The sequence below is a fragment of the Streptantibioticus silvisoli genome, from assembly GCF_027947535.2.
GTDB classification, from domain to species: domain Bacteria; phylum Actinomycetota; class Actinomycetes; order Streptomycetales; family Streptomycetaceae; genus Streptantibioticus_C; species Streptantibioticus_C silvisoli.
This window is the reverse complement of record NZ_JAAGKO020000035.1, coordinates 41,026-52,177: the sequence shown is the minus strand read 5'-3', so window position 1 is coordinate 52,177 and position 11,152 is coordinate 41,026. Positions and strand designations below refer to the sequence as shown.

The following is an 11,152-nucleotide window of genomic DNA, read 5'->3' as shown; positions in this document are numbered from 1 at the left end:
CCGCAACGTCAACGCGTGCTCGGACGACCGACCATGTCTGCGACTCCTCGTAGGTCGACTCGCTGCACCGGGACACCGTACTGGGTTCCTCCCTCGGTCTTCACCGGGTAGGTGTCGATCTGCGAACCGCGGCAGCCATAGGTCGCGGCGCTTGCGGCCGGCGCGAACAACACACCGGTCGCGACGACCGTGGCGGCCACCGCGAATGCTGCTACTGCCTTGCGCATGGTTTCCCCTTCTCGTCGGTCCGGGCGGAAACCTACGCCGACCCGCTTCTTGAGTGCGACTGGTTTCCATCAACTCCATTGACAGCAAGCCGAGTTGAAGGCGGCCGAAGGTCGGATCCCGGCGCTATCCGGATTGAGACGTCGTGGGCGTCGGCGGAGCGACCGACAAGGCGCCTGTTTGCCCATGTCCGGGGCCCGGTTGGCTCGTTGGTCGGGTCATGGGGGAGGAGAAGGAGCCGACTTGGCTGGTATCGGACGACCTGTGGGCGCGGGTCGCGGGTGACGTGCTGGCGCCGGCTGGTGGACGGGGTGCGGTACCGGCTGCCCCGGGGGTTGACCGCCCCGCCCGCCACCGTGCTCACCGCCGGCAACCGGGACGACGTCACGTAGCCGCTGCCGTTGCTCGACGCGGCACCGCACGTCCGGGGCAGGGCCGGCCGTCCTCGCCACCGGCCATGTCAGCTGTTGGCCGACCGCGGTTACGCCTCGACACGTACCGTCGTCGCCTGCCGCGGCAACGCGGGATCGAACCCGCCATCATGCGACGTGGCGTGCCCCACGGCTCCGGGCCCGGCACTACCTGCGGCTGGTACATCCGTGGGCCGGGGAACGCCTGGGCCCGCGGCCGTTGCATCCGTAGGGCCGACAGGACATTCGCCCGGGCCAGCGCCGCGTCCCGCTTCGCGTGAAGCTCGCCGTTCCGGCGGGCGGCAGAAGTCACAGCGTGAAAAGACAAGACGCCGAAGGGGGGAACGGCCAAAGAGGAGTGGCAAAACACAACGGCGAGGAGATCTCTCTCCTCGCCACTCCTAAGTTATAGCGCGTAGGGGGGCTTGCGGCAAGGCCCCGGTGGTGGCGCAGAATCGGCGGCCGAGGCTACAACCTGCGGAAATGAGGGCACGACGTGCGGGTGTTGTTGTCGACGTACGGGGGACGCGGTGACGTCGAACCAGCGAGGGGATCGGAAGCGCAGGTGCGGATGGGGATGCGGACGTTCGGGGCGGTGCGGGGGTGTGCGCGGTCCGGGAGGCTGGAGCGGTCGGCCGACCGGTCGACGGGAGGGCGGCCGGAGACCAGGGCGGGTCTGACAGGAGGTTCGACGCAGCCGGCGGCGCCGGTGCAGCGATCGGCCGGTGCGGTGCGACGGGACACGGCTGCCCCGGGGGTGTCGCGATGACCGAGCAGTACGTGCGGGATCTTCACGAGGTGGACGAGACGCAGGTCGCGGTCGTCGGCGGCAAGGGCGCCCACCTGGGCGGGCTGTCGCGGATCGACGGCGTCCGCGTGCCGGACGGCTTCTGCGTGACGACGAACGCCTTCCGGCGGATCATGGCGCAGGAGCCGTCGATCGGCGACCGGATCGATCAGTTGTCGCGCCTGGACCCGGACGACCGGGAGGCGATCCGCACGCTCAGCGAGCGGATTCGCCGGACCGTCGAAGAGGTCGCCGTCCCGGGCGATCTCGCGGCGGCGATCACCGGCGCGCTCGCCCGGTTCGGCGAGCAGGCCGCTTACGCCGTCCGGTCCAGCGCCACGGCGGAGGACCTGCCGACGGCCTCGTTCGCCGGCCAGCAGGACACGTACCTGAACGTCATGGGGCCGGCGGAGGTCCTCCGGCACGTCAGCCGGTGCTGGGCCTCGCTGTTCACCGAGCGGGCGGTGGCCTACCGCCAGCGCAACGGCATCGACCACCGTACGGTCCACATGGCCGTCGTCGTGCAGCGGATGGTCTTCCCGCACGCGGCCGGCGTCCTGTTCACGGCCGACCCCGTCACGGGCCACCGGAAGACCGCCACCGTGGACGCCGGCCTCGGTCTCGGCGAGGCCCTGGTCTCCGGACTGGTGAACCCGGACGTCTTCACGGTGCGGCACGGCGAAGTCGTCACCAGGGCGATCGCCGTCAAACAGCGTGCCGTTCACGCCCTGCCGGCCGGCGGTACGCAGGACGTGGCGGTCGACGCGCGGCGGCAGGAGCAGCCGGCGCTGACGGACGCGCAGGTGGTGCGGCTCGTGCAGCTCGGGCGGCGGATCGAGGCGCACTTCGGCCGCCCGCAGGACATCGAGTGGTGCCTGGTCGATGAGGGTTTCCACATCGTTCAGAGCCGGCCGATCACCACGCTGTTCCCCATCCCCGAGGCCGGCGACCAGGACCCGCACGTCTACGTCTCCGTCGGCCACGCCCAGATGATGACCGACCCGATGAGGCCCCTGGGGCTCTCCGTGTGGCAGCTGACGGCCATGGCGCCGATGCACACGGCCGGCGGGCGGCTGTTCGTCGACGTCACCCGGCGCCTGGCCTCACCCGCCAGCCGCGCCGGCCTGCTGGAGCTCATGGGAAGGGGCGATCCGCTGGTCAGGGACGCGCTGGAGACCGTCCTGGACCGCGACGACTTCGTCCCGTCGCTCCCGGACGCGGGCCCCGGGGGGCCGCCGGCCGGCGGTGCGCCCGCCCCGATCGAGACCGATCCGGCCGTCGTCACCGGGCTGATCGAGCGCAGCCGGGCGTCCGTCGCCGCCCTGGAGCGGGGCATCCGGGCGAAGACCGGCCCGGCGCTGTTCGACTTCCTGCTGGAGGCCTTCGAGGAGCACAAGCGGGTCCTGACCGATCCGCTGAGCCTTCAGGCGATCATGGCGGGGATGGAGGCCACGTGGTGGCTCAACGACAAGCTGGGGGAGTGGCTGGGCGAGAAGAACGTTGCCGACACGCTCACACTGTCCGCCCCCGGCAACGTCACGTCCGAGATGGGACTGGCGCTGCTCGACGTCGCCGACGTGATCCGCCCGTGGCCGCAGGTGGTGGCGTTCCTGGCGGGCGTCGAGGACGAGGGCTTCCTGGACGAGCTGGCGACGCTCGCGGGCGGGAGCGCGGCGCGGGACGCCATCGTGGCCTACCTCGACCGGTACGGCATGCGCTGCGTCGGCGAGATCGACATCACGAGGCCGCGGTGGCGTGAGCGCCCCACCACGCTCGTGCCCGTGATCCTCGACAACGTCAGGAACTTCGGGCCGGGCGCCGCCGAGGAGCGCTTCGAGCAGGGGCGGCGCAAGGCGGAGAAGAAGGAACAGGACGTGCTGGCCCGGCTGCGGGCCCTGCCGGACGGGGAGCGCAAGGCCGAGGAGGCCAAGCGGATGATCGACCGGGTCCGTACCTTCATCGGGTACCGGGAGTACCCGAAGTACAACATCATCAGCCGCTACTTCGTCTACAAGCAGGCCCTGCTGGAGGAGGCCGAGCGCCTCGTGCGGGCCGGCGTGCTCGCTGCGAGGGAGGACGTCTTCTACCTCACGTTCCAGGAATTCCACGACGTCGTGCGCTCCAACCGGGTGGACGACCGGCTCGTCCGACAGCGCAAGGACGCGTTCCGGTCGTACCACGCGCTCACCCCGCCGCGGGTGCTCACCTCGGACGGTGAGGCCCTCACCGGGGCCTACCGGCGCGACGACGTGCCGGCCGGCGCCCTGGTCGGCCTGCCGGTCTCCGCCGGGACCATCGAGGGAAGGGCCCGGGTCGTCCTCGACATGGCCCAGGCCGATCTCGAAGCGGGCGACATCCTGGTCACGACGTTCACGGACCCCAGCTGGTCGCCGCTGTTCGTCGGAATCGCGGGTCTGGTGACGGAGGTCGGCGGCCTGATGACGCATGGCGCGGTGATCGCCCGGGAGTACGGCCTGCCGGCCGTCGTGGGCGTGGAGCGGGCCACCCGGCTGATCCGCGACGGGCAGCGGATCCGCGTGCACGGAACCGACGGATACATCGAGATCCTGCCGTGACCGGCCGCAGCGGGAAGCCCCAGCGGTAGCCCCCGGCCGAACAACGCCGAGCGGGTGTCGGCCTCCCCCGGCCGCCACCTGCTCGGCGTACCCGTGGACCCGGTCCGTGCGTGTCCTTCGCCGGGTCCCCGGCCGCCGCCCGTAAGGCGTACCGCGGGGCCCGCGTGTCCTTCGCCCGGTCCCCGGTCACCGCCTGCGACGCGTACCCCCGGGACCCGGCTCGTCGGTGTCCTTCGCCGGGCCCGTGGCTGCCCCGCCCGGGAAGTGCCTCCCCGCTGCCGCGTGCCGGACCGTCAGTACGTCCCGTCGTCGCAGCCCGGAAGCACTTCCCGCGCCGCTGCGGGCGGAGGGGGAGCAGCCGGTCGAAGACGTGTCGCCACGCGGACCAGGTCGGCGACCATGCGAAGCCGGCTCTGCGACGGCCAGGCGATCACCGTGGCCACCGGCGGGGCGTCCAGCACCGGCACGGTGGTGAGGTCCCGGCGCAGGTCGGTGGCGGCGGACTCGGGCATGATCGCGGTGGTCCGGCCGAGCGCGATGAGCTGGAAGAGCTGGGTCAGGTTGCGTACCTCTGCCCCCGGCCCCTCCGGGTAGCCGCCGCCGGGGCCGGGCCAGCGGGCCATCGGCAGCTCCGGCAACGCGGCGACCTCGGCCATGCGGACCTGGGAGCGGCCGGCGAGCGGGTGGGAGGCCGGCACGATCGCCACCTGCCCCTCGGTGTACAGGGTCTCGGTGTCGAGCCCGGTCGTCGCATCGAACGGCAGGTGCAGCAGGGCCACGTCGGCCCGCCCGTCCCGCAGCAGTTCCTGTTGCTGGTGCGCCTCGCAGAGCAGCAGGTCGACGGTGGCCGCGCCGGGCTCCGCGCGGTAGGCGTCGAGCAGTTCCGCCAGCAGTTCGCCGCCGGTGCCGGATTTGACGGCGAGGGCGAGGCGGGGGCGCCGTGCCGCGGCCTGCTGGGTACGCCGTTCGGCCGCGGCCACCGCGCCGAGGATCGCGCGGCCCTCGCCCAGCAGCACCGCCCCGGCCTCGGTGAGCGTGACCTTGCGGCTGGTGCGCTCCAGCAACGTGACCCCGAGCCGCCGTTCGAGCCGGGTGATCGCGCGGGACAGCGGCGGCTGGGCGATCTCCAGACGCTGGGCGGCCCTGCCGAAGTGCAGTTCCTCGGCGATGGCGACGAAGTACCGCAGCTCGCGTATCTCCATGCCGCCACGGTATCCGCGGCGGCCGGCCGATCGATGCCGCCCGGGTATCGCTGCGTTACCGGGACGGTGTTGGTCCCCGGCCGGTGTGCGGACATGCTCGACGTCATGAGTGACAAGACGATCGCGCTGGTCACCGGCGCGAACAAGGGAATCGGCTTCGAGATCGCGGCCGGGCTGGGCGCGTTGGGCTGGAGCGTCGGTGTCGGCGCCCGGGACGGGCGGCGCGGGGCGGACGCCGTGGCGAAACTGCGCGCGGCCGGTGCCGACGCGTTCGGCGTGCCCCTGGACGTGACCGACGACGAGAGCGTGACCGCCGCGGTGCGGCTGATCGGGGAGCGGGTGGGCCGGCTCGACGTGCTGGTCAACAACGCCGGTGTCGCCGGCGGCTGGCCGGAAGAGCCGTCGGGCCTCGACCTCGCGACCGTGCGGCGGCTGGTGGAGACCAACGTCATCGGCGTCATCCGGGTCACCAACGCGATGCTGCCGCTGCTGCGCGCCTCCGCGCACCCGCGGATCGTCAACCAGTCCAGCCATGTCGGTTCCCTGGCCCTTCAGACCGCGCCCGGTGCCGACCTCGGAGGGATCAGCGGGGGATACGCGCCGACCAAGACCTACCTCAACGCCGTCACCGTCCAGTACGCCAAGGAGCTGAGCGGCACCGGCATCCTGATCAACAACGCCTGCCCCGGCTACGTGGCCACCGACCTCAACGGGTTCAGCGGGACGCAGACCCCCGCACAGGGCGCGGCGATCGCCATCCGGCTGGCGACGCTGCCCGACGACGGCCCCACCGGCCAGCTGTTCGACGACAACGGGGTCGTGCCGTGGTGACGGGTTGAGGTGCCCCTGTGCCCCTGTGCCCCAGTGCCTCCGTGCGACCGCACGCTCGCCGTGGGTTGAGCGGTTCTCCCGGCCCGGCCCGACCGGTGGGTGTGCCGCCGTCCACCAGTCCGGCGTCCGGCACGCCACCCGCCGCGCCGACAAGAGCCGCACGACCGCACGCTCGCCGTACGGTCGCGCGGTTCCGTTCCTCTGCACGCCCGGCCCGAGGGGGCCGTGACGCGGACCGCGGCACCGCTGGGCCGCGCGGTCGGCGCACCCCCTGACCTCGGACGTCGCCGGGAGCGGTGTCCCGGGCCGAAGGGGGCGCCGCGGCCGGTCGGGGGCGGGCCGGTGCGCGGCCCGCCCCCGCGGGTCAGGAGGAGGCGGTGCAGCGACGCAGGGTGCCGGAGCCGCCGCCCATCATCGCGGCGAACCCGCCGGCCTGCGCGGAGGCGCCGGAGGACTGCGCGACCCCGTACGCGGTGGACGGCACCTCGGTGCAGTGCTGCTGCGCCCAGGAGCTGATCGCCTGGGACGAGCCGCCGCTGCCGCCGCCCATCATGCCCATGCCGCCGCCCCCGCTCTGGGTGAGGACGTAGCGCACCTTGCCCTGGCGCACCAGTTGCTCGAACGCGGCGAGCGTCGGCTGGGCGACGCCGCCGGAGAAGCCGCCGATCGGCAGCACCTTCTGCCCGGTGAACAGGATGTACGGCTCGGCCTGCCGCCAGCCGACGGTGGTCAGCGGATACTCGGCGCCGTCCCGGCGCGCCGAGACGTAGGACCACAGCTTCTTCTCGTCCGACGTCATCGAGGTGGGCGCGGTCATCCCGCTGAAGCCGCGGGCCCCCGCTCCCTTGCCGCCGCCGGCCGCCGAAGCCCCGGGGAAGGCGGGCACGCCATGGGCCCCCGAAGCGCCCGGCATCCCCGAGGCGCCCGGCGCCCCGGCCGCGCCCCGCCCGCCCGTCGCGCCCGGCCGGCCGGCCGCGGACCCGGCGCCCGGGAACCCGCCCGCGCCGCCGAACCCGCCGAACCCGCCGGCGGCGCTCGGCCCGGCCTCGGCGTCGAACGCGCTGCCGCCGTCCGCCGGGTCGAACGCCGAGGCGGACCAGGCGACGCTGCCGGTGAAGGCCGTGGCCAGGGCGGCCAGCAGGGCGACGGCGGTCAACCGGGTGCGGGTGCGGCCGGTCAGCCGGCCGGCGACCAGCGCGACGACGCCCGCCACCGACAGGACCAGCGACAGCCAGCGCAGCCACGACGCGAAGGAGGCCGAGGCGCTCCACAGGTGCCAGGTCCACCCGGCCTGCACGGCGACGACGGCCGGAAGCGCCCAGGCGGCGCGCCGGCCGGCCCGGTAGGTGCGCCACAGCAGCACCGAGCCGGCGCCGCACAGCGCGGCCAGCGCCGGGGCCAGTGTGGCCATGTACGCGGTGTGCGGGATCGAGTCCATGTCGCTGAAGACCGCGCCGACCACGACCAGCCAGGCGCCGTAGGTGACGAACCCGCCGCGCAGCACGTCCGTGCGCCCGGCCCGGCGGCGCCACCACAGGCCCAGCGCCGTCACCATCAGCGCGAACGGCAGCGTCCAGCCGATCTGCGCGGCGAACCTGCCCTCGAACAGCTTGGTCCACTTGTCGCCGCCCCCGAACATGCCGCCCGCGCCGCCGCGGCCGCCCGGCATCCCGGTGAAGCCGCCCCGCGCGGAGGCGTCGCCCCCGGTGAAGCCGCCCCGTGCCCACGCGCCGCCGGTGAAGCCGCCCTGCGCGGCACCGGAGCCGCCGGGCGCACCGGAGCCGCCGGGCGCTCCCGAACCGCCGAACGCGCCCGCCCCGCCCGGCGTGCCGAAGGCACCCGTGCGGCCCGTACCGCCGGCCGCGCCGCCCGGCGCACCGGTGCCCGAGCCCGCGGCACCGGGGGCGCCGAAGGGGGACCGCCCGCCGTGCCCGCCGCCGGCGGCGCCCGGCCCCATGCCGTTGATCGCACCCTTGATGTGGACGCCGAAGCGGTCCAGGCCGTTGTAGCCGAAGACCATGGCGATCGCGCTGTTGTCGGTGGAGCCGTCGACGTACGGGCGGTCCTTGGCGGGGACGACGGTCATCATGAGCACCCAGCTCACCGACACCGCGAAGCACACCGCGCCGGCCACCAGCACGTGCCAGGTGCGGCGGCGCAGGCGTCCGGGGGCGACCAGCAGGTAGGCCAGCGCGAAGGCGGGCAGCACCATCCAGGCCTGCATCATCTTCATCTGGAAGCCGACGCCCACCCAGACCCCGGCCCAAACCAGTGACCGCAGCCGGCCCTGCACGACCGCCGCCTGGAAGCGGTCGGCGGCCAGCACCAGGCAGCAGACCAGCGCGCCGTCCTCCATCGGGTGCCCGAACATCGAGGCGCACACCGGCGTCAGGGCCAGCAGCGCGGCGGCCGTCAGGCCCGCGGCCTCGCCGGACCAGCGGCGCACGAGGCGGTAGATCACCAGTACGGCGATCACGCCCTCGACGCACTGCGGAAGCGCCACCGACCACTGGTGGAAGCCGAGCACCCGCGCGAACAGCGCCTGGATCGCGAACGATCCGGAGATCTTGTCCAGGGTGATCGTGGCACCCGGGTCCATCGCGCCGAACAGCCACGCCTTCCAGCTCACCGACATGCTCTTGACGCTGTCGCTGTAGAACATGGAGTAGCCGGCGGTGGCGATGTTCCAGGAGAACAGCGCCGCGGCGAAGGCGGCGATCACCAGGAGCGCGGGTCGCGCCCACCGCGGCTGGTCCTGCGGCGAGCGCCACACCTGCCACTGCGGGCGGCCGCGGCCCGCCGGGTCCCCCTCGGGGCCGGGTGCCCGGTCGGGATGGACGTCCGGTGGTACGGCGGTCTCGGGACTGGGCGTCATGGCTTCCTTCGCGGAGAGGGGACAGCGGTGGCGCACGGCTCCCTGAACCGGGCGTCGACTCACTATGGTTGCCGCGTCTGGACGAGCCCCGGGAGAAAGCTGGGAGTTTCCTGGGAGCGGCCCGTCACGCGGCCCCCGGTGGCCGGAAGGCCGCGATCATTGTCGGGAAAGCGCCGGTGGGGACCGGTTTCCCGCCGGGCGCGCGGGCCCGTCCGGTCCGCGTGAATGGACCGTGGAGGACCCTTCACAGGGCCCGGCGCGGTCCGAAACGCCGCCGGGGAGCGGCCGGGCGCACCGGCCGGCGCCGGATGGGCGTGCGGGGCCCGGGCACGTACCCGTGTGCCTCCGCACGCCCGGAGCCGTCGCGTCCCCGGCCCGCGGCGCCCAGCGCGACGGCGGCGTGATCGACGTCAGGGGAACCCCCGACGCCCTGGCGCGACGGTGCGAACGGGCGGGTGTACGCGTGCGCCGGGGCGGGCGGGTGCGGTCCGTGGAGCCGGACGGCACCGGGGTGACGGTCCGGACCGACGCCGCGGCGCACCGCGCCGGAGGCGTTCCGCACCGCGGCGCCCGAGCGGGTGTACGCCTTCGTCCGGCAGACCGTACGGGCCGCGGTGGCGGAAGCGCTCGACGCGGCGCCGGGGCTGTCCCCGGCCGAGATCCTCCGGCGGGCACCCGACCCGGCGCAAGGTCCCTTCTGCGGCCTGCGCTTCCGTCCCACCGCCGCGGCGGCCGAACCCGGGGGCGGACCGCGTGACCACGCCCCCGCCGACCCCGGCCGGCCGGGCATCCGCCGGTTCGGCGCCGGTCGCGGCGCGGCCCTTGCCGTGTGCCCGCGCGTCGGTGCCGAGCTCCGGCTGCCGCAGGAACGCGGGCGTTGCCGCGCTCGCGGCGGCTCAGGCCGCCGTGCTCCGATCCGGCCGGCCGGGCAACGCCGGCGGCAAGGGGTCCGACCGCGGAGGGTCCGCTCACGGCGGCGCGGGGGACGCCTCGATCTGCCGGGGCGCTACACCTTCGCCCGCGCGTAGCAGTACCAGAGGCCGCCCTCTTCGCGGGCCAGCGGATCATTCTTCTGGTATTGCCAATCGCAGGCCGCTGCTTTGTCGATCTTCGTCCGGCACACCCACTTGTTCCCCGCCGAGCTCGCCTCGACGTCGGCGCTTCCTTTGAAGGTGGCCTCGCAGTATCCCGTCATGTCCTTTATTCCGCCGCGGCGTTTTCCCGAGGACGAGTAGCACTGGGTGCTGTCGATGCCGGTGCCCTTCGCGCGCAGCGGGATGGACCACTGCCAGGAGCAGGCTTTGTCGAGATCGATCGCCGAGGAGCAGAAGTCCTCGTCGTTGTCGTCGTAGGAGTACGACGCGCAGTAGCCGCCGAGATCCAGCCCGCCCAGCTTCACTTCCTGGGAGCCGGGGGTGGCGTGGTGGCCGACCACCAGATAGCCGGCGGCGATCACGGCGACGGTCAGCACCGCCGTGAGCATGGAGGTGACGAGTGTCTTTTTGTCGGAACCCTCGAACAGGCCTTTGACTTTTCCCAGCAGGCCTAAGACGGTTCCCGCAATGCCCAAAGGCTCGGTCATTTCATTTACCCCCGTTGTCGCGAAAGGGTAAATTCTCCTACCCCTCCGGAGTAGTAAAGCCAAGCTCTAAGATATTACTCACCGCAGTTACTTGATCACAACGTCGCGGACGGAATTGGCGGCACGCCGGGCGGTGCGGCCCGCCGCCGGCCTCGCCGGACCCGGGAAGGGCGAGTTCGCCGGTGGGCGGGGAGGCGCCGAAGCCGACACCCCGTCACGCCGCCCTGCCCGCCGGCGGGCTCCTGGCACGTCGTCGGAGCCCGGCGCCCAGGAGCCGTACCCCACCGGCGAAGCCTCGGCCGGCGGAGACCGTCGCGCCGGGCGCGGGCACGGGCGGCGTTGCGCCGGCCCGCCGGCCGGACCCGTGACGGCACGCGGATTACGCGGTGACCAGGGCTTCGCTCAGCTCCCACAGCTGCCGGGCGGACGCCGGGTCGATGGAATGCGAGGTGACGGCCGAGTCGGAATGCCGCGGGTCGAAAGGCCGCCGCTCGTCGTCCAGTTCCGGGATGCCGCTGCTCCTGAGGCGGACCCCGCCGATGTCGGCGAGCAGGGGGCTGGTGGCCGCGAACACGATGGTCGCGGCCCGCCGGCCCGGGCCAGGGCACGGGTGACTTCCAGGCCGATGCCGGCAGGTCCACCGGTGATCACGACGTTCTTGCCG

The 11,152-nt window shown here is 73.6% G+C and carries 7 protein-coding genes and 1 pseudogene; 3 read left to right on the top strand and 5 right to left on the bottom strand.

Annotated elements, in window-relative coordinates:
- Positions 1-8 precede the first annotated feature (8 nt).
- Positions 9-227, bottom strand: coding sequence for a hypothetical protein (locus POF43_RS22450; protein ID WP_271312268.1), 219 nt, complete (start codon positions 225-227; stop codon positions 9-11).
- A gap of 342 nt (positions 228-569) precedes the next feature.
- Between POF43_RS22450 and POF43_RS22445 the strand changes: the two are divergent.
- Positions 570-802: pseudogene (locus POF43_RS22445) on the top strand (IS5/IS1182 family transposase); the annotation flags it as partial.
- 598 nt (positions 803-1,400) lie between these two features.
- Positions 1,401-3,998 (top strand): rifamycin-inactivating phosphotransferase, encoded by a 2,598-nt coding sequence (gene rph / locus POF43_RS22440; RefSeq protein ID WP_271322519.1) that lies wholly within the window; start codon positions 1,401-1,403, stop codon positions 3,996-3,998.
- 293 nt (positions 3,999-4,291) lie between these two features.
- Here rph and POF43_RS22435 read toward each other — a convergent pair whose 3' ends face one another.
- Positions 4,292-5,200, bottom strand: coding sequence for a LysR family transcriptional regulator (locus POF43_RS22435; RefSeq protein ID WP_271322518.1), 909 nt, complete (start codon positions 5,198-5,200; stop codon positions 4,292-4,294).
- Positions 5,201-5,293: 93 nt separating this feature from the next.
- Between POF43_RS22435 and POF43_RS22430 the strand changes: the two genes are divergently transcribed.
- Complete coding sequence (locus tag POF43_RS22430) at positions 5,294-6,031, top strand: SDR family oxidoreductase (protein ID WP_271322517.1); 738 nt, start codon at positions 5,294-5,296, stop codon at positions 6,029-6,031.
- Positions 6,032-6,395: 364 nt separating this feature from the next.
- Here POF43_RS22430 and POF43_RS22425 read toward each other — a convergent pair whose 3' ends face one another.
- The 3 genes from POF43_RS22425 to POF43_RS22415 form a co-directional block, all read right to left on the bottom strand.
- Entirely contained in the window at positions 6,396-8,906 is a 2,511-nt protein-coding gene (locus POF43_RS22425; protein WP_282704714.1) for an ArnT family glycosyltransferase, read from the bottom strand.
- 1,006 nt (positions 8,907-9,912) lie between these two features.
- The gene (locus tag POF43_RS22420) at positions 9,913-10,488 is read right to left on the bottom strand and encodes a hypothetical protein (RefSeq protein WP_271322213.1); all 576 of its coding nucleotides are present in this window, start codon (positions 10,486-10,488) and stop codon (positions 9,913-9,915) included.
- Between the two features lie 379 nt (positions 10,489-10,867).
- Complete coding sequence (locus tag POF43_RS22415; RefSeq protein WP_271322217.1) at positions 10,868-11,062, bottom strand: hypothetical protein; 195 nt, start codon at positions 11,060-11,062, stop codon at positions 10,868-10,870.
- Positions 11,063-11,152 lie beyond the last annotated feature (90 nt).

Coding starts and splice junctions, on each gene's coding strand:
- POF43_RS22450 (WP_271312268.1), bottom strand. CDS start 227: ATGCGCAAGGCAGTAGCAGCATTCGCGGTGGCCGCCACGGTCGTCGCG.
- rph (WP_271322519.1), top strand. CDS start 1,401: ATGACCGAGCAGTACGTGCGGGATCTTCACGAGGTGGACGAGACGCAG.
- POF43_RS22420 (WP_271322213.1), bottom strand. CDS start 10,488: ATGACCGAGCCTTTGGGCATTGCGGGAACCGTCTTAGGCCTGCTGGGA.
- POF43_RS22430 (WP_271322517.1), top strand. CDS start 5,294: ATGCTCGACGTCATGAGTGACAAGACGATCGCGCTGGTCACCGGCGCG.
- POF43_RS22435 (WP_271322518.1), bottom strand. CDS start 5,200: ATGGAGATACGCGAGCTGCGGTACTTCGTCGCCATCGCCGAGGAACTG.
- POF43_RS22425 (WP_282704714.1), bottom strand. CDS start 8,906: ATGACGCCCAGTCCCGAGACCGCCGTACCACCGGACGTCCATCCCGAC.